The sequence below is a fragment of the Bradyrhizobium sp. CCBAU 11386 genome (assembly GCF_028128955.1).
In the GTDB taxonomy this organism is placed as follows: Bacteria; Pseudomonadota; Alphaproteobacteria; order Rhizobiales; family Xanthobacteraceae; genus Bradyrhizobium.
Genome location: NZ_LBKA01000008.1, coordinates 22950 through 42062 on the forward strand (window position 1 = coordinate 22950; position 19113 = coordinate 42062).

The 19113-nt window shown below is 58.4% G+C and carries 14 protein-coding genes, 2 pseudogenes and 1 riboswitch; of the genes and pseudogenes, 5 read left to right on the forward strand and 11 right to left on the reverse strand.

Features of this window, described 5'->3' with window-relative positions; all coding sequences use genetic code 11:
• Window positions 1–8 precede the first annotated feature (8 nt).
• From XI09_RS02640 to XI09_RS02650, 3 genes and pseudogenes are all read right to left on the reverse strand, one after another.
• Window positions 9–233, reverse strand: a complete 225-nt coding sequence (locus tag XI09_RS02640; RefSeq protein ID WP_245570275.1) for an IS4/Tn5 family transposase DNA-binding protein — start codon at window positions 231–233, stop codon at window positions 9–11.
• Window positions 213–385: pseudogene (locus XI09_RS45915) on the reverse strand (transposase DNA-binding-containing protein); the annotation flags it as partial. The gene XI09_RS02640 and the pseudogene XI09_RS45915, both read right to left, overlap by 21 nt.
• A gap of 162 nt (window positions 386–547) precedes the next feature.
• Window positions 548–883, reverse strand: a pseudogene (locus tag XI09_RS02650) (IS66 family transposase); the annotation flags it as partial.
• Between the two features lie 503 nt (window positions 884–1386).
• Here XI09_RS02650 and XI09_RS02655 point away from each other — a divergent pair.
• Window positions 1387–2034 (forward strand): FkbM family methyltransferase, encoded by a 648-nt coding sequence (locus tag XI09_RS02655; protein WP_161536441.1) that lies wholly within the window; start codon window positions 1387–1389, stop codon window positions 2032–2034.
• A gap of 464 nt (window positions 2035–2498) precedes the next feature.
• On the opposite strand, the gene XI09_RS02660 is transcribed toward XI09_RS02655, so the two are convergent.
• Window positions 2499–2804 carry a hypothetical protein gene (locus XI09_RS02660; protein ID WP_246740375.1) on the reverse strand — a complete coding sequence of 102 codons (306 nt, stop codon included), beginning with the start codon at window positions 2802–2804 and terminating at the stop codon, window positions 2499–2501.
• Here XI09_RS02660 and XI09_RS45650 point away from each other — a divergent pair.
• The gene (locus XI09_RS45650) at window positions 2733–2915 is read left to right on the forward strand and encodes a hypothetical protein (RefSeq protein ID WP_333939020.1); all 183 of its coding nucleotides are present in this window, start codon (window positions 2733–2735) and stop codon (window positions 2913–2915) included. The genes XI09_RS02660 and XI09_RS45650 overlap by 72 nt on opposite strands.
• A gap of 470 nt (window positions 2916–3385) precedes the next feature.
• Here XI09_RS45650 and XI09_RS02665 read toward each other — a convergent pair whose 3' ends face one another.
• On the reverse strand, window positions 3386–3643 hold the full coding sequence (locus tag XI09_RS02665) for a hypothetical protein (RefSeq protein WP_271565546.1): 258 nt from the start codon (window positions 3641–3643) through the stop codon (window positions 3386–3388).
• A gap of 278 nt (window positions 3644–3921) precedes the next feature.
• Between XI09_RS02665 and XI09_RS02670 the strand changes: the two genes are divergently transcribed.
• The gene (locus XI09_RS02670; RefSeq protein WP_271565547.1) at window positions 3922–4263 is read left to right on the forward strand and encodes a recombinase family protein; all 342 of its coding nucleotides are present in this window, start codon (window positions 3922–3924) and stop codon (window positions 4261–4263) included.
• Between the two features lie 2036 nt (window positions 4264–6299).
• The gene (locus XI09_RS02675; RefSeq protein ID WP_271565548.1) at window positions 6300–7454 is read left to right on the forward strand and encodes an 8-amino-7-oxononanoate synthase; all 1155 of its coding nucleotides are present in this window, start codon (window positions 6300–6302) and stop codon (window positions 7452–7454) included.
• A gap of 749 nt (window positions 7455–8203) precedes the next feature.
• Here the strand turns inward: XI09_RS02675 and XI09_RS02680 are convergent.
• The 3 genes from XI09_RS02680 to XI09_RS02690 all read right to left on the reverse strand — a co-directional run bounded on the left by XI09_RS02680 (window position 8204) and on the right by XI09_RS02690 (window position 11947).
• Window positions 8204–8944, reverse strand: coding sequence for a carbonic anhydrase (locus tag XI09_RS02680; RefSeq protein ID WP_271565549.1), 741 nt, complete (start codon window positions 8942–8944; stop codon window positions 8204–8206).
• A 10-nt stretch (window positions 8945–8954) separates the two neighbouring features.
• Entirely contained in the window at window positions 8955–9665 is a 711-nt protein-coding gene (locus XI09_RS02685) for a thermonuclease family protein (RefSeq protein WP_271565550.1), read from the reverse strand.
• A gap of 1415 nt (window positions 9666–11080) precedes the next feature.
• Window positions 11081–11947 carry a nodulate formation efficiency C protein gene (locus tag XI09_RS02690; RefSeq protein ID WP_271565551.1) on the reverse strand — a complete coding sequence of 289 codons (867 nt, stop codon included), beginning with the start codon at window positions 11945–11947 and terminating at the stop codon, window positions 11081–11083.
• 969 nt (window positions 11948–12916) lie between these two features.
• Window positions 12917–13119: riboswitch (cobalamin riboswitch) on the forward strand.
• 101 nt (window positions 13120–13220) lie between these two features.
• Here XI09_RS02690 and metE point away from each other — a divergent pair.
• Entirely contained in the window at window positions 13221–15566 is a 2346-nt protein-coding gene (gene metE / locus XI09_RS02695) for a 5-methyltetrahydropteroyltriglutamate--homocysteine S-methyltransferase (protein WP_271565552.1), read from the forward strand.
• Between the two features lie 634 nt (window positions 15567–16200).
• Here metE and XI09_RS02700 read toward each other — a convergent pair.
• The 3 genes from XI09_RS02700 to XI09_RS45920 form a co-directional block, all read right to left on the reverse strand.
• A complete protein-coding gene (locus tag XI09_RS02700) occupies window positions 16201–16569 on the reverse strand; it encodes a hypothetical protein (protein ID WP_271565553.1) in 369 nt (122 codons plus the stop codon).
• Between the two features lie 1374 nt (window positions 16570–17943).
• On the reverse strand, window positions 17944–18573 hold the full coding sequence (locus tag XI09_RS02705; RefSeq protein ID WP_271565554.1) for a hemerythrin domain-containing protein: 630 nt from the start codon (window positions 18571–18573) through the stop codon (window positions 17944–17946).
• Between the two features lie 154 nt (window positions 18574–18727).
• Window positions 18728–18850: a hypothetical protein gene (locus XI09_RS45920; RefSeq protein ID WP_245570234.1), complete on the reverse strand. Its 123-nt coding sequence runs from the start codon at window positions 18848–18850 to the stop codon at window positions 18728–18730.
• Window positions 18851–19113: the final 263 nt, after the last annotated feature.

Consider the following 19113-nt stretch of genomic DNA (forward strand, 5'->3'; position numbering starts at 1 on the left):
AAGATGGCTCATCGCAAAATTGGGCGGAATCGTTCGCTGGCTTTAGAGCCTGAAGATTCCGTCGTGTCATGGAGGACGGGGATCGGTCCCTCCGTCGCCGCTACGCGCCCGCGCGTCGCCTCGAAATGACCGCAAAGAATATCCGCCTCGTCGACCCGTTCGTTGGAGAAGAAGCGATAGGCGGCCTTCGTGTTGGCCCAATCCTGACAAACCAGCGGGATGCTTTGACCCATGTCGCGCCCGATTTGGCGAGAAGTTTGCAGAACCGGCGACCAAGCCGCTCATCCTTAAACTCAAATCCCGCAACTTCCCGATCAACCCATGTCTCGATACCGGTCGTCAATCGCTGAGCACGCGCCCCCGCGCATTCTTTCACCAAGCCCATCGAATACTCCGCGCTTCCGAATCAGGTGCTCAACAACGAATCACAACAGATTCTAGCGATTCAAGATTTCGCCCGCGGCGCCTCGCTCAAATCCGATGTCAAATGTGGGTAATTGAAAGCAAGCTGAGGCCGTCAACCTCGGTAAACAGTTGGCAATACGGCGAGCCAGGCGAACGGATCGACATCGTCCACTTTCGCTGTTTGCGGCAGCGTTGCGATAGTTGCCCAGGTTTGTCCGCCGCCGCCGCTGCCCGCGAAGAGCTTTCCCGTAATTTTTGTGGCGGTGGCGCGTTCGACGATGCTGCAGTCGAGCTCAATGCGGCCGTCGGTGAGGAAGCGTTCGAAGATGGCAACCCTCGAGACGCCATAACGGATTGGCTCCGCCAGTTTTGGGTTGCCGGAGATCCGCCGCAAGGTTTGCTGCAGAAAGTCGAAGAGATCTGCGACGAGCGCTGCGGAGGATTGCTGCAGCAAACGCGTGCGTCGAGACGCGGACCGCGTATGGTCTTCTCCAAAGAGCAGATGAGTCCGAGGAAGGTATCGTCCGGAGCTGCTCGCACATTGCGTCAGCCGAATCTGAGATGGCGGCCGTCAGCCGGCAGAGCATATCTCGCGCAACTGTGATCTAGGTGATAGGCTATTGCTGCGGACGAGAGATCACTCTGCCCGGCACGCTCCAGGGAGAATAGCCACAGGTGACATTCGAGCGAAGCTCATCTTTTGGCCGCCCCGAAAAAGAACCGCAGACGACGATCTGGCTCACAGAGGGCGCGTCTGCCGACGCTGGGTTGCAATTTCCATTCCAGGCAGTCGCTGCACCTCCCGGTCCGACAGGTTCCCTTTTGATGTCGATGGCATCCAAATAGCCGTCATGGATCAAGGGAACTGACGGACATATGCATTGTATACCTTGATATACGTTGTGCCGGCGCGTCTGGCGTGTGATTGCGGCTTCGAAGTCGAAATTCACCCGATCTCCGCGCCCAAGGGATAAAGCACCTGTGTCGTCTGTAGAAGTACACCAGCACATCGTTTCACTTCTTCAGAAGCCGAATCCGGTCATCCTGGATATCGGCTGCAATGACGGGACCGATACGGAACAGTTTCTCAACCTGTGCCCGCAAGCTCAGCTCTACTGCTTTGAGCCGGACCCCAGAGCGATCGCGCGCTTCAAGAAGAAGCTGGGCCCATCCCTCAATAGGTTGAAGCTGCTTGAAATCGCCATCAGTGATCGAAACGGGATGATCGACTTCCATCCAAGCAATGCAGATGGTGATGCGAAGGAATGGGACCTCTCCGGCTCGATACGCCGCCCGAAGAACCATCTTACCGAGTATGATTGGGTTCGGTTCGATCGCCCTGTCTCGGTTGAAACGCGGCGGCTGGACGACTGGTGCAGCGATGCCAAGCTGAACACGGTCGATTTCATCTGGATGGATGTCCAGGGAGCCGAAGCCGATGTTATCGCCGGCGGCATGCGGACCTTGAGCAACACGCGCTTCATCTACACGGAATATAGCGACCGCGAGCTCTACGAAGGGCAGTTGTCTCTGCAAGCCATTCTGGACCTGCTACCATCATTCGAAGTGGCGGCCCACTATCCACGCGCAGTGGAAGGTGATGTATTGCTCAAAAATACGCGCTTCTAGTGGCTACTCATATCGAGCGCCTCACTCATCGCTGGAAGACGTGACTGGTGCGCTCTATGCCACCCAAAGCTGCACAACTGGTGATCAATAAGGCCAGGGGATATCGGTAGCCGGACGGGCACTCCGGTTTCCGGCTGCCATTGCAAACCCCGCGCGCGACGTCCGCGTCGGGCGGGTGGTGGGTTTCTGACAATCATTTATTTAGCCGAGCCGGCGCGACCGACGACTTCGCGGTCGGCAGCTCGAGCAGAGGCTTGAATCAACACTGTCAGCCGGCGCTCGAGGCGTTTGATCGTCTGAACGGCTGCTGTATGGTCTGGCCCTCTGGGAAGCTGGTGCACTGCTTCGAACAAATGCCAAAGCAATTGCATCAGTTCTCCTAGCTCCTTGAGATGGGCAGATTTCATCACGCGCTTGACGTCGCTATTGTTGTCTCAATGGGAAAGCGAGCTGAAGCATGTTGTTCATTCCGGATCAAGATTGCCGTGAGGGGTCCAGCATAACTGCCGAAGTCGATTGTCCCGCAAGGCGTCCTGGACACGGTGCAGGAGAAGGCGGCGGCGATCATCAGGGGCCGATCGCGCGCCGGATCGGATCAAGATCGTGATCGCAATCGCGGCTGCTTGCCTGCTCATGTGCCCCAGGTGGAGCGGATCATCGAGGCTGCGAGCACGCTCTGTCCGTGCGGCTGCGGCGCCATGACGAAGATCGGCGAGCACCTCAGTAAACGCCTCGACCTGATCCCGGCGCAACGGCGGATTTTTGGTCACGCGCCGCCCAAAATACGTCTGCCGTGGCTGCTCGGGCGCTATCGCAGGCACACGCGACGGAGCATGTCGTGCCCGGCAGACTGTCGACCGAGGCGGCCATTGCGCACGTGATCGTCTCCAAGTTCGGCGACCATACGCCGTTTTACGACGTGCAAGAGGCCAGCGGCCGCTCACGTCGGAAGTACTGAATTCCGGCGGAAGGCCTCGACCCCTTCAATGCCGCGCTTGTCAGCTTGATCGAGGTCGTCCGGAGTTGCCGCTCGATCAACCGCAATTTCAGGCCGGTCCGATCGGCGTCCGCGTGCCCATGGAGGCGAGCAGCAAGAGCAGCTCGGGCGTCAGGATCGGATCAGGATTTCAGCATGTGACGAACTATCATCCCAATCGATCGCTTATGCTTGTCTCTGTCTCCCTAATCGTCCAATCATCAATCATCAGACACGGCGGGCCAGAACACTCCAAACTGTCGTTCATTGGTAGCAAAAAAAGCCCGGCCTCATTTCGATGGCCGGGCGGAAGTCAGTCGTCGACCGAGGGAGGACCTGCCGACGGTTATTTGCGGCAAAACGCTTACCGCAAATTCAAGTTGCGAGAGGATCAATGATCGAGAAATCTGTCGTCGTTTCCTTCTCTATCAAGACGATATTGATGGAATGCGGCTCAACACTGGCTCGCACAGACCTTGGAGGGGGGTCTCCGCTGCCCTGAGGATCGTCAAAGTCATGCTGATTAAATGAGCAGCGCCGAACAGAGACGATCCGCGGCTGTTCGAACGGCTTCAACGTGCCGGCCGCAGAGCGCAGCAGCCCAGCATCCCCCGCGGCTGTCATCGTTCGCATGCGAGCACTCGGAGCCCGTTCGCGCGATCCCGCAGGCGGGGTTTGGGCCACCTGCGTCGCCCTCTGCTGTACACACATCGACCGCATTGGTATCATCGTCTCACTGATGGCAGCAAACAGCGGGCCGGTCTGACTTGCCGGGCATCCTCATCAGTTACTTCGAAATGTACAACGTGACGCTACGTGCGATTCAAGGCCTGTGAGCTGATCGGCATAAAATTTAAGTCGCCGAGCTGTCACAGGCAGCTAAGTGATCCGCCAGTGGTCGGAAAATTGAAGTGATCGATGATGACCTCGGTCGTTCAGCGGCCGGCGGCATACAACGCACCGGATTCGAGCGAATGGTGGCGGAGGTTTGCCTCGGCAAGGTTGGTGCGGTTTGCGCCCGCGAGGTCTCGCGCTTCGCCCGCAACAGCGGGGATAGGCAGCAACTCATCGAGATGTGCCGCGTGGTCGATACCGTGCTGGTCGATCAAGAGACCATCTATGCGCCAAGGCACGGCAACGACCCCCTGCTGCTCGGGCTCAAGGGCAGCCTCAACGAGTACGAGCTGGATCTGTTGCGCCAGCGCTCGCTCTCGGCTCGCTACGAGAAGGCGCGCCGGGCGAGTTGGTTGTGACAGCGCTCGTCGGACTCCTGCTCGGAAGTGCAGCATACCAGGCTTTCCATGAAGTGGTTCATCCACGAGCAATTCCGCACGCCCCGCAGCAACGGATTGCCAGACCTGCGTCATGATGCGGTCTGCCGCTGGAGGACCTGGCGGCCTGTTAAAGGCCAAGAGTGAGCGACCCTTGAGGAAAACCGCTTCTCAAAAACCCCGCGGTATATCCGTGAGCATTCCCTTCCCAGTCGCCAACATAGCGAGCTCTCATAAGCCTCTACGCCCACTGCCTTGATCATTGTCGTGTCAAGCACGATCCACTTGCATTTCAGCGCAACGACTCCCGGTTCAACTCACGAACCTTCCAAGCCACTGTCGCTGAAAGGGGCGAGCGACGTCCGCCCGGCAGGCCCGGTACAGGGGCAGACACGCGCGCATTTCAACCACCATGGCAGCAAGATGGAATGTCAATCGGAACACAGTGACCTATCCGGGGCGATCGTGCCCGAACCTCGCACGTCTTGCTCACTTCGCGCTTGGGCCGCGTTCACCCCAACACTTTCAAAGAATGCTGGTTTGACCACACGCACCACTGGTTGACATCGCTCAAGCTGATCGGCTTTGCACTTGGAGCAGCGATTGCGCCGTCCACCGCGGCATGTTGGAGGATATCACCATCGCCGTCGCTAGATCGATAGCAGGGAGCGAGTCCGCCTTCGGGCGACAAATGAAGAACGGCAGAGATGGCGGCGGAGCAGATTAACGCTTCCCGCGGCGTACTCGGTAGCGGAGAAGGTCGCCAGATTGTCGCGGTTTGGGCCAACAGCCATCCGGTAGAGCGACTGAACTCCCGTGCGTCTCCCGGCTGCTAAGCGCAACACGACCTGATCGGGCTCCATTGTCAGGTGTGCTGGTGCAAATAGCGAAAATATTGTACTAAAGGGACGGACGCGCGCCCGTCTTGCGATTGCGTGCGATCTCGAGCGGCGTGCATGCGGGATTGTGGTGAGAACAGCCACACCTTCGACGATCTCATCGATGTGAGCCACATCCTTTGGGCGAACGAGACGATGTAACTTAGCATGGATGCGAAGCTGGTGTCGCAAATCTGTCAGATCACTATCGTGAGATTGGCCGCATCGCAATGCTGGTGCGGCTGCCGTGACGCGCGGCAAGACGGCCGGTGGTTCGGCATGCCGAAACTGGAGATCTTCTCAGTTCGCTCCGGTACGCACCGTACGCTTCTGAGACGATCAGACCACTCTCGCTGAGAGAGTGTGCGTTTGTCCGGTCAGTACGAAGGTTGCGCGCGCCTGCCGAAGCGCAATCTGCCAAATAAGCATGCGGGGAGGAATCGCCCGCACCGCACCGGTTCCTTCCTTCGGCGCGCCTTTGGAAAGGCCCTTAGGGGCAAAGAACTGGGGCGCAGGTGTCTCCGCGTGGCGCTGGCATCAAGGTGTGCAGTGGCGGCATCACCGGCACGGGCGAGCGTGTCGAGGGTGACCTAGGTATGCTGGTTCTGCCTAACCGTCATTCCTCTGGAATGGCGTCAAGCATGTGCCGTTTGGTGGCGTTGAGGAGTGCGCTTGGTCGCGACATGCACCCCAACAGGAGACTTGTTTTCCGGACGGCAGCAAATAACGGATGGCACCAGCTGCGCCCGGCTTCGCCAACGCGCGTTCGATCTTCCTACAAATGTGTCGCGCGCCGGTGACACGAGCAAGTTTGTGCGACGAAGGCTCGACCGCGCGCTGTCGCGGGGGCGGGATCGTTGATCAACGGACACGCTGTGACCTGCCAAAATCGAAACCGAAGCGCGGTCACATACGTAATCGAAGCACTCCTGTCGCCAATCATGGTGGCGATTAATGGGCGCGCGACTGGCTGCAGTTATGAGTCCTTCGGGGCGGGAAAAACGTGCAGGCCGCGCATGTGCTGGTTGATGGGAGACAGTTACGTCCGACCGGCTTGAAGGAGTGCACGGCGGATCCTTCATCTTCCTTTTGTAGCCATCACAGTCGTTTCACGATTGATGGCATTGGGCGGATTGAACAATGTACCCAACCTATATAGGCAAGCTTAACAGCTATGCCGCGGCCCTGGAAGCCTTGAGACGAGGCGATCGACTGCGCGGCCTAATGCCACGCGCAGGAACCGATTTTGCTTCGAACGATTATCTGGCCCTGGCGAGCGCGCCGCGTATGAAAAAGGCTTTGTTCACCGCGCTTGAGGGCGGCACGCCGATCGGAGCTGGTGGGTCACGGCTGCTGCGCGGCAATTGCGAGGAGCACGAAGCTCTCGAAGCCGAGGCGGCGCAGTTCTTCCGATCGGAGACAGCGCTGTTCTTTGGCGGCGGTTACATCGCAAACTTCGCTGTTCTGACGACGCTGCCGCAGCGGGGCGATCTGCTCGTTCTCGATTCGCTCGTGCACGCCAGCATTCATGAAGCCGCGCGAGCGGGTCGAGCCGAGTTTCGGATAAGCGCCCACAATGATCTACAGTCGGTTGAAGATACGATTGGCGACTGGCGCGCCAAGGGCGGAATGGGGCGCATCTGGATCGTGGTGGAGAGCCTCTACAGTATGGACGGTGACTTCGCGCCGCTTAAAGATCTGGTCGCAATGGCCGAGCGCTACGAGGCGTTCCTGGTCGTGGACGAGGCTCATGCCACAGGCGTTTACGGCGAGCAGGGCCGGGGGCTCACCGCTTCCTATGAGAGGCGCGAAGATCTGGTGGTGATCCACACTTGCGGGAAGGCGCTGGGCGCGGCGGGCGCGCTTGTCACTGCTTCCGGCGTATTGCGCGACTTCATGGTCAATCGGTGCCGTCCATTTGTGTTCGCCACCGCGCCATCACCCCTTATGGCTGTCGCGGTGCGAGAAGCACTCTTGATCCTGCAGGAGGAACCCGAGCGGCAGCAACGCCTTATCGATCTGATCGACTTTACACATCGTCAGCTCGTTGTGTGCGGGCGCCCGAGCCGTTCGAACTCTCAGATCATTCCTTACGTCGTGGGTGACAACGGCCGCGCGATGCGGCTCGCCTCTGCACTACAGGCGCGCGGCTTTGATATCCGCGGGATACGGCCGCCAACAGTGCCTGTGGGAACGGCAAGGTTGCGGATCTCGCTGACGCTCAACGTCGGGCAAGTTGATGTATCCGACATGATTGATGCGTTGGTCGAAGAGACTTGGGGCGACGTGCGATGACGGTGCGAGCCGCGATCATGAGGCTGATGTCCGCATCGGCAAAGCGATTTTCAAAGGTGCGCGCCGGCGCGCGAAGATGCTCCATTTCGATGCGCACTTCAAATCGCAATGACAAGCCCGGCCTGCGCAGAATCAGGAGCGATCTTTGGATGGCACGTCGAGGCGTTCCCAAGCAGATGCAACGAGGCTGCTTTTCCGAGACTGGCGGTCTCCAAAAATGGCTGATGCAGGAGAGATCGTCCGATGCCGACGCGAGTAGCAATTTTCTTTACATCGGCCGGCTGGGCAGTGGTCGTGGTCGTAATCCTGCTCTATGTGATCTTCGGCCCTGACTGAGGCTGGTGATTATAAGCAGGACCATAGGTGACTTGCCGGATCGCGGGTGAGGGGCTGCCGGAATTGTCGCGTGTCCTGAGGACGAGAGCTCAGCCCCAGCGCCTGCCTCGCACCGCAATCTGCCTCTTGAACCACCTCTGTGGGCTTGGCGGATCAACGTGAAGGTATGGATGCTGTCGGCCGCGGTATGAGTGTTTCTTGGTGCCGGTCTCGCATTGCCAACATGAGTACGTAGAATACGAGGAGAATTAAGAGGCCGCGCATACCAAGGGTCTTCCCGAAGCTATGACATTTGTGGAGCGAATTGTATTCGGTGCATTTGATGCAGCCGATGGACGAGCGATTACGTAGAACTCGACCGAAGCCCTGTATCAGGCGGCAAACGACTAGCCGGCCGCCCGAAGGTGCCAGCGTTAGCTCAGCAAATCGACCCTGCCGGTGTCGAGCCGATACAGGCCCCCGACGATCTTCAGTCTGTTCTGCTCAACTGCCGCGTTCAGAATCGGGCCCGCCGATTTGAGTTTGTTGACATTATCGACTACATTTTGTCGGGTTGCATTGGCGAACGTGTCACCGGTTTGCTGGCGAGATGCCGTTACCGCAGGCGCAAGCGCAGCGACGAGGGATGAAATGTGCCCCGGCGGTGGCTTATCGTGGTGGAGCGACTTGACCGTGGTGTCTATCGCACCGCAATGATCGTGACCAAGTACCAGGATCAGCGGCGTGTTCAGCACGGCGACCGCATATTCCACACTGGCGAGCGTGTCATCGTTGACGAAGTTGCCGGCGAGACGGCAGACAAACAAATCACCAAGTCCGCTGCCGAAGACAAGTTCAGGCGCCACGCGAGAATCGGCGCAGCTCAGAACCGCCGCATAAGGATTTTGCCCATCGACCAAGACCTGGCGCTCGCGTTTGAAATCGTCGCCTCGTGAAGTGCCCTGGACATAGCGATCGTTCCCTTCCATCAGCCGCTTCAGCGCAGCATCCGGCGAGAGCAGGTTATCTGGCTTTGGCGGCGCTTTTGCTTCCTTCGCATCGACAATGTTGGCAAGCCGCAGGCAACTCGCCGAAACAGCGAACAGCAACAGCGAGCGGCGCGAAGGCGCGATCTTGGTCGGATAGGACATATTCGGAGAACGGCCTGCATGCATGTGCTTCACCTCATCGCACGGCTTTATGCCACCCGGTGGCTTCGGCTTCCGCTTCGCTGCAGAGCCAGCGGTCACCAGGCATCTTCGTTATGTCGATTTGTGCGTAACTGAGTTGTCCGGGCAGGTGATAAATGCGCTCGCCGTTGCGGTCCACGGTGCCTTTTATCAGACACTCGGGCGAGGGCGGGTCCGATAGCAGAGTGGAACCGAGCAGGAGCTCCCGAGCGTCGATCGGAACCGAGCTCGCACCGACGATGATCGTCGACTTGTTGCGGCGACGCCAGTCCCAAGGCGTTATGAACGCCCCCGACCACAGCCCCGCATCGGCTGTGCTCGCCACCAACTCATAGATGGCGTAGTTAGGGCTAGATCGACCCGACGAAAGTGCCCAGCCCGAGCGTACCATCCAGGCGTTCACATTCTCGCCTTCAATGAAGCAAGTGCCGAGTGACCTCCTGTACTCATCAACTCCTGTGGTATGACAATCCCACGTTCGTCCTTTTGAATGCTTGATAAGCTCGTCGCGAGCCGCTACGCCGCAAGCCCATTTCCGGCCATGGGCGTCGACGCAAATCTGATCAGTCGCAGGAGCTTCGATGCCTAAGAGCCGTATTTTGGTTTGCTCGATCTCGATCGTATTGCCGTCGAGGATGCGCGGAGCGTCGCTGAGTTTCGCCGCGCAAGCCGGAGATGTCATGACGGCGAGCAATGCGACCATCATTCGGCGGTGTTTCATCCCGACACTAACCTTTCGCTCTTGGTCCATGTTCACGCACGATCCGGCGCCGCCACATTCGACTGCTTGACCGCACCATGTCCGTTATTGGGCCAGCATCGTTCGACGTGTGCTTTATGAAAGCTTGGTCGTGATTTCCAACCTACGACCTGACGCAGCGTGAGGTTCAAGCGATTTCTTACGGTGTGCGTGTCTCGGTATCCTTCGAGGTTCGCCGGTCTCTCTCAGTCGGCGCGCACTGCACCCTGACGACCTGAGGAGGAGATCCCCATCGCTCGAAGATGCAGGAGAAAGCCGGACCTCGGAACGCTGTTTCTCACGCGCTTGAACAAAAGCGCCTGTGAATTTTCGGCGGTCGAGCGCAAGTCAGTCGTGGAGGAGCGACCTTGCTACGCTTCGTGCCAACCTGCATCGGCAGACAGAAGGCTGCCGACGGTTTCGACGACGGCGATGACAGTTCGTCGTAAATTCTTGTCGCGAAAAGACCGATGTAGAAATATGGTCTCGCTTCCTCTGACCGGTTTGGACAAAGGCGCCAAGGAGTTCAGCTCACCCCTCGCTGCGTAAATGAGTCGGAATCTCGTTGCGCAAACCCTGCAAAACCTGGAGCTCTCTTTCGTATAGCCAGCCGGATGGTCGTTGATACCGATCACATTATGGCTTTTCGCACCTCCGAGCTCCACATAATCGTACGTGGTGCTGCCGCACCGTTCGTATAATCGGACCGGATTGTTCATGACCCAGGCTGCCCGATGGGCGGCCGCTCTTTCGTGGTACTGACCGCATATTGACGCGCCACGCGGACCAACTGCCGCTTTTCTTGAGAAGCAAGCATCATCGATCGTCGACGCTCGATCGGGCCGTGCTCCATGCTCGCCCAGCAGATCAGCTGATCCGACCGGGCCCTCGTACAAAATGGCCGGCTTCATCGGGCGACGGCAGGACATTGCTCTCCTTGAACGTGAATTTGAAGTTCACCGTGTATCGTTGATCATCCCGTACGGGCGGCGTCCCATCGGCAAATCAACCCATATCGAACAGGCCTCGCTGGGGCAGCCCGTCATCTGCCGCCCGTAGCCCACCAGGCGGCGAACGATAGCTCCGTTCTTTTGCGCGACGAGTGCCTGATCGTTCTTCTTGTGGGCCCTGGAACGAGTGACTTCAACATCGTGAGCGGCGCCACGGCACGACCGTGTCGTTCGTGAACGCTGTCGTTGTCAAAATCGAGCCCGCGAACGGGTCAGGGAAATAGGTTCTGCGCGCGCTCCGATCACGGGCCGAAGGCTCGCGACTGTTGCGAAGGCGTAAACACCGCGACTTTGGAGCGCATATGTTTTGCAGTTGCTCTGAGGCGCTCGGCGCCCAAAGAGCTGCGGCGCGATCCTGCTCTGCGCGACTATTTACCGAGGCCTGTCGCGCCCGTCTAACTCTTCCCATTCCTTCGGCTCTATGCGATCGAACCAGGAGCCGGGAGGGAACGCCGCGATACGCTTGGCAAAGAAGGATTGCGGCTCCCAATCGTATCCTTCGCTCTTCTCGAAAATGATGACCCCGTTGTGAGTAAAAAAGCGGGGCCCGGGGATATTACAGTTCACCAAAAGCAGAACGCGCCACAGACCCCCTTTCTCGGTCGGCTTATCATTCGGCTTCGGCAAGTAGTCAACTCCAACAGGTTCGACGATAGTGCAGCGGCCCTGCCGCAGAAGATTGCCGAGCGGACCTCGCGTGGTCGTGACAAAGTTGAAGTTGGCCAGGTCATGCAGAAAGCGATGATTTGCGTCCCTTTCGCCATCCGCGACTTCACTGGCGATCAACGAGAGCGCCAGGGCGCGCCAGCCCAATTCCATCGGCTTTGCATAGGTCGACGCAAGTTGAATCGTTCCGTCGAATGCGATCTTCCAGGTGATAACGTACTGTTCGTCTGATTTATTGTCCCGGTGCCTGGTCCAGGAAACGAAAACATATTCATCTCGGTCAAATCCTTCAGCAACGCCCCACGTTCGAGGGACGAACTGTGCGACCTTCGAGACGTTGGAGAGAATGTGTTCTATCGTCTCACCGTCTTGCGCTCGCCACGTGGACTTGACTCTTTCGACGAGGGCGCTTTCGTTGGCACGAACACTGTTGCTCGTCGCAGCCAGTCCGACCAGGCAGATCAGCGATGGACCAAGACAAAACCATAGCGCGCGTCTTCCAGACATTTTCTTCACAACCGTCGGCCTATCTGGTTTTTCATCAACACGTCTTTCAAAGCGGGCAACCTTCAACCTGTTATGCGCGAGCGCAATAAGTTAGCGTCGACGCGACGGGGCGACCGATGGTGTCCCGCGCGAGCAGGCGCTCCCCTCTATGTCACGCGCCGCTAACTTCAGTCGCCAGCGACAGCCCGGATTTGCTGTGCTGGACATGCCCAGCAGGAGGGCCTGGGCATGCCGATGACTTGCATTCTTCGTGCCAGGTAACAGACGGAAATTCTTACCGGTTTTGTGTCTTCTTTGTCGACTTTCCGACTTGCACACGTTTCGATCGTTCCATTCAGCCTATCCATCGCGGCTTACCGATCCTCGTCCCGCACCGGATATTCGACGGCGCAGGGGAACGCTTCGGTGCCAAGTTCCTGATGAGAATTCGGAGCACGTTTGCCGCCATTGAACCGTTTGGTTCGGTTGCAGGAATGTGGGCTTTCGATCTCTGCCATGCCTTTGGCCGCTTGTGGCCACGGGGCCGCGGCGCGTTTGGCGCTCCTTTCGCGATATGCGGCGGCTCCGGAAGTCGAGAGCAGCCTCAGTCAGCTGCGGTTTGCACTCGATGGCCAACGACGCCAAGCCGATCTTTACGCCGAGCATTTGGAGTCTGGCTCGCACCGCAAATCAACCTGCTCGCCGGTATGTTGCTGACTTTCGCCAGGTGTCTTAGGCCTATTCAATACGGATCCTGTTGGTCGAGAAGGCGGTTGGATGGCGGACGTGCTCGATGAACCGCTGGGAAGCCGGGACTCGCATCAAATGCGTTCTGCTCGAGGCAGCAGTCCCGACCGCGCAAGCCGCATTTGCCCCTTCCACCGATCTGGCGTGCGGCCCCACGCGCACGCAGCTCCGATGGTCATTCCGACATCGCTGATTGGAGAGCGCTTCTACATCGTGGTCAACGAAAGAGATGCACGTCATTCCCGTAGCAGATGTCGCAGCGTTAGCTTGAGATATAATCTGAGAGGTTGACGGAAGAGTTCTCTTGCCGATAATCCAACTCGTCGAGGTTCTCCGGTTTGCATTTGATCCGGAGCTAAGAGGGAAGCCGGTGAAAATGCCGGCGCTGCCCCCGCAACTGTGAGCGGCGAGCCGCTGTCCAACGATGTCACTGAAGCCTGCGCGGCTTCGGGAAGGCCGGACAGCAGCGATGACCCGCGAGCCAGGAGACCTGCCCCGGCATCTATTCGTCCGCGGGCGGGGTGTCCCGGTGGTGCGCTAAGCAGCCGTCGCACGCGCGACTTCCCCTGCCTGCGTCCGCCATGGCCTTTGCCCCCAACATGGGGTTAACGCTATGTCTCTTCTCTCCCTTCCGGTTGCCACGCTCGGAACGCCACGCATGGGTCCAAGGCGCGAGCTCAAACGCGCTCTCGAAAGCTATTGGGCCGGAAAAAGCAGCGAACAGCAGTTGCTCGAGGACGCAGCTGGCCTGCGTGCCGCGAACTGGGCTCGTCAGAATTCTATCGGCGTCACGGTGATTCCATCGAACGATTTCTCGCTGTATGACCAGGTGCTCGACACAAGTGTCATGGTTGGCGCCATCCCGGGCATCTACGCCTCGAAAGCCGAGTCCGTTTCGCTCAAGACGTACTTCGCCATGGCCCGCGGTTCACAATGCGACGACCAGGATGCGAGTTGCGGTCACGGACCGCGCGGATTTGGCGCACCCGCGCAGGAGATGACCAAGTGGTTCGACACCAACTACCACTACATGGTCCCCGAGTTTCACGGGGGACAGACTTTCAGACTGTGCTCTCGCAAGCCGATCGAGGAGTATGAGGAAGCTAAGGCCCTTGGCTTCCAGACCCGCCCTGTCCTGATCGGGCCGGTCACATTCCTAAAGCTCGGCAAGAGTGCCGATCCTGCGTTCCAGCCACTCTCGCTACTGGACGATCTGATACCGGTCTATATCGAGGTCCTGCAGGAATTGGCCAAACGCGGGGCAAAGTGGGTTCAGTTCGACGAGCCCTGCCTGGTTCTTGATCTGGGCGAGGTGGCGCGAAAATCCTTGCTACATGCTTATAACCGGCTCGCGAAGGAGGGGCCGGCCATCAAGATCATGGTTGCCAGCTATTTCGGCGACCTAGGCGACAATCTGGACACCGCCTTGAGCCTTCCAGTTGCCGGACTGCACCTCGATCTGGTTCGAGCGCCAGAGTTATTGGATCAGATCATCGCTGGCGGCCGAAGTGATCTTGTCATGTCTCTCGGTGTCATCGACGGCCGGAATGTATGGCGGTCGAATTTGTCGTCGCTCCGCCAGCGGCTGGAACCCGCGATTGCGAAGCTTGGCAAGGATCGTGTACAGATCGCCCCATCCTGTTCGCTGCTTCATGTGCCGGTCGATGTTGAACTCGAGACCGGACTCGCTTCCGACGTCAAGCGTTGGCTTGCTTTCTCGGTTCAGAAGATGCGTGAGCTTGCAACCCTGGCGCGGGCACTCGCAGGCGACCAGAATGCTGCGCTAGCTCTTGCCGAGTCGGAATGTGCCGCGACTGTCCGCCGGACTTCCCCGAAAATCCGTGATGCCAATGTCGCTGTCCGGATGAGAGCGATCGACCAGACCATGCGCCGGCGCGCCAGCCCATTTGCCCGTCGTGCCGAGATCCAAAGCAATCGTTTCGGACTACCGGCTTTCCCTACCACGACGATCGGATCGTTTCCGCAGAGCACAGAGGTCCGGAATGCCCGTGCAGCGCATGCACGAGGCGCGATGAGCGACGAGCAATACGACCGGTTCCTCAAGGAGGAGACTGCGCGCGCCGTACGTTGGCAGGAGGATATCGGTCTTGACGTCCTCGTGCACGGCGAATTTGAGCGCAATGACATGGTGCAGTACTTCGGCGAGCACCTCGCCGGCTTCGCATTTACCACGAACGGATGGGTGCAATCCTACGGCTCGCGCTGCGTCAGGCCACCGATCCTGTTTGGCGATGTCTTGCGGTCGAAGCCGATCACCGTGGAGTGGTGGCGCTACGCGCAATCACTAACCAGGAAGCCGATGAAGGCGATGTTGACCGGACCGGTGACGATCTTGAACTGGTCCTTTGTTCGCGATGATATTCCCAGAAGCGAGATCTGCCGCCAGATTGCGCTCGCGATCCGAGACGAAGTCCGCGATCTCGAGAACGCTGGTGCGACCATGATCCAGATCGACGAAGCTGCACTCCGCGAAGGATTGCCGTTGCGTCGATCGGAGTGGACGGCTTATCTCGACTGGGCCGTGGATTGCTTCCGCATCTGCTCATCTGGCGTCGCCGATCAAACGCAAATTCATACGCATATGTGCTACTCGGAGTTCAACGACATCATGGGTGCGATCGCTGCAATGGACGCGGATGTCATCTCGATCGAGACGTCGCGCTCGAAAATGGAACTACTCGACGCGTTCAGGAACTACGAATATCCAAATCAGATCGGGCCAGGCGTGTACGACATCCACTCTCAACGTGTTCCCGAGACAGGCGAAATGAAGGAGCTGATGGCATTGGCTCGGGCACGGCTGCGGGATTCGCAGCTCTGGGTCAATCCGGACTGCGGCCTGAAGACGCGCAAATGGGAGGAGGTTCGGCCGGCGCTAGCGAACATGGTCGCTGCCGCCCGCGAATTGCGCGCTGCATCCGATCCGCTAGGCCGTTGATCGCGGGCCTGGGCCTTTTCTCGACAAAGCTGATCCGCTTGTGGTCATTTGCGCTCTCGATAATCTCGAGGGAGCCTTGGGAACGCAAAAAAATGCCCGGCCTTGGCGGGCCGGGCGGAAGGAAAGTCTGGGAGGAACGACCGCTGGCGCATCGCGCCGACTTCCATCGGCGGAGGGAGGACAGCCGACGGTTCGATCACGGCGAGGACATTCGCCGAAAATCTGAGCCCAGTTAAAGCACAAGCTCAGCGTAAGCTCAATTGTGCCGTGGTATGCGACCGTATAGCCTGAGTTTTAGAAGTCTACACGAAGGTTTGTAGCTCATGAGCACGTCGGCAACGAGGGGCAGTGATGCCGGCGGTCGCCGCGGGGGCCACCCGCAAATTGGTGCGCTTCCTGGCTGGAAACGATATGCTTGATCACCGCGGCGATACGAAAAACCGGGCTCCAAGGATCTCGCAAACGTACGAATGCATGAGCGGCTACTGTTGATTGGGACCCTGATTAAGGCAGTCGTCGGTCGACCGGTTCCACCGATAGTCAGTTTCGGCTTGGGCCTCTGTTTGAGATCTATGAGCGGACGAGTTAGAGAACGTCACGAACTTGAAGGTGGCGGGTGCCAATAGGGTGCTACTCAGAAGTGAGTGTGGTCCTGCGCCAAAAATAGGCCAGTTAAGTGATGGCGATTTCGAACCCGACACGACTCGGCTCGGCGCAGCCGGTTTAGACCGCCGGACTGTGTGTAGCCCCGCACCGAGGAAGATGAGCGTCGAACGACGATGCGAACCAGGAACTGGAACTCTGCGCCATCAGCTACGGAAAGCCGGGCATCGTCAATCAGCACGACCCCATCTGCAATAAGGCTGTCGATTCGAGAACGATCGACGACGGCGAACTTCGGATCCAGACCGTGACGACGGGATGTCTCTGAGAGATCGACTGCCATGTCGCACATGATTTGCTCGATGATCTCGGCGCGGAAGCGATCCTCATCCGTCAGCAAATAGCCCTTTGCGGTGGCGAGCCGATCCTCGGTGATGTGAGCAAGGTAGTCCTTTGCCGAGACAGCGTTCGCGCGAACCCTTGTTGCATGCGCCCGATGGCGCCCGCGCCGAGACCAATGAGGGCGTCCGCGCAATCGTCAGTATAGCCCTGGAAGTTGCTCTTCAGCCTGCCTTTCTGCCTCGCCCGGGCAAGACTTTCGTGCGGCAGAGCAAAGTGATCGATGCCGATGCGTACGTATCCAGCATCAACTAAAGCTTCCGCGATCGTTTCGAATTGGGGGTAGCGCTCGACACTGTCCGGCAGAGTGAATTCGTCGATCTTGCGGTGGTGCTTTTTGAATGGAGGAATGTGCGCGTACCGAAGGCGGCAAACCGGTCCGATACAACTCGAGGCATTTGGCTGTCCAGGCATAAAGGCTTACTGTCTGCTGGGACAGGCCATAGAGCAGGTCGAAATTGATCCGGCCGACGCGGGCGCGGCGTGACCGATCGACCGAAGGCATAGATCGCGATCGGCTCGCCGCGTTTCGTGACTGACGTCTGGCAGCCGCTGTATCAGCACATGCTTCGACCAAATGCAGGTGCACGTAGATCGAGGCGGATTGCCGCCCGCCCAAGGACTTGAGCCACCCTTGATAGTCCAATTCGCGAACTGACGCTGAGAAATGCGGGGACGTCAGATAGCTGGTGTAGCGCGGTAGGCGATGCTGCCCTTAGGATTGTGCCAGGTCCGGTCGCATTCGGATGCCTTTCTTGCTTTCTGGGTCCGATTATCGGACACGCCCGGAGAAGCTTTGCGCTGCCTCAAAATATCTGTCTTGCTGATGGCTATGGCCACTCCACAGCGCAATTGGTAGGGCATGCTGCACGCGGCATACATCGTATTTTGGATCCCGATGAAGCGGTCACACGCCAGGAATGAGCATCCTTACGATGCGGAGCCCCACAGCTCGTTGTGATCCAATGCCGCTAGAACTGGGCGAGGCGATCGACATCCAACGCCTTGCTGTTTTGCTGAACGTACCGGGACGTGGCAGTTGGCGTCCAGTGAGCCGAACCAGGATGATTCAGAGCATGCCGGGCGGGGAAGGAATGGGAGTGTTTCGCCGCCCCCGAGGCCGCAATCGTCCGTCCTTATCGGTCGGCGGAAATGAGAGGCGTCCGTTTAGTGCGATATTACTGCGCATGCCGAACCTGCAACGGTCCCAGTGTGGAACGTGCCGGAACAAAACCTCAGGAAGTTCGGCCATGCCGTTTGCACCGGTGGTCGAGGAAGCGAATATTGCGCCGAAGCCATTTTCGCAGTACGGCAGCCTGCGCGCCGGCGAGCACCCCAAGCATGAGGTCCACTTCCTGCTGTGAAACGGCAGCGGTCAATACGCCCCATCCGTCTCGGCGCCGTGTCGCGGGTTGCCGGCCTTGGCGGACGAAAACGCGACCGAGCTCCGTTCGGCCTCAGCTTCTTGCTCCAATTGCAAAATATGCGCTCTTAGCGCATCGGAAGTCGCTGCCGCTGTCTCGCTGAATAGCGGATCTCCATCATCGGTGAGGGCGGAGGCGATTTCGGTCCAATCCTGAGCCGAGAGAGCCTTCAGGGCGGCGGGAAAGAAATCTCGTTCTTCCCACATCATGTGGTGCCGCTCGCGTACTATAAAGTCGCGTACGATATTGCCGACGTTTTGCCGAAGGACTTCACGATCCGCGAGGATGGCATCAATAGCTTGCGCGAAGTGATGCAAACGGTCGACGACTTCCTGGTGTTCAAGCGCGAGATCGCCGACGATTGCAGCCGCATCCGGATCGCGAACCTTGAGCTTGGAAAAAATCAAGTCTTCCTGTGGATGATGGTACACCTCCGGGTAAACCTCGAAATAGCTGATAATCGCGCGAATGACCTCATAGTCGGGACGGATCCCTTTCTCAAAAATCTCCAATTCGCGTTGAAGAGCGACCAGAAGCAGATCAATATTGCGATGCTCTCGAACCAAAAGATCGATGATCATTGCCGTACTCCTAGAGGAACAATGTAGGCTGGACGCGTTTCTGCCATTTGCCAGATCGCCTAAGCCGAATTCGGTGTCCTTCTGCGCTGCAATTTGTCCGCGCTGTTCGACGCAAAAACGTAGTGCGCTTCAATTCGAGCTGGCATAAATCAACTTAACCTAGGTTTTTGCACAAAGCTCCTGGGCAATCTGTACGAAGCTCCAGTCGGCGTGATGTCGGCAGGGCGATCACGCCATTCTGCTCAAGTTGGGTAAAGGTGCGCGACACCGGTTCGATCGTGAAGTCAAGATAATCGACGACCTCCTGCCGTGACTGGGCAGTTCGATGGCAGCGTTCTTCATAGCGCGGCGAGACATATCGAGCAGGAAGGCGACGATCCGGTCTTCAGCGCTGCTGATCAGGAGCATCATATGTTCCTGAAAGCGGCGGAGCTCAAGCGCCATCGCGTCCCACAGCTCCCATCTTAGCTCCCTCTCATGAGTGGCGCGAACAATGAGGGCGGTACGCTTCACCATCAGCAGCTGTGCCTCAAAAATCGA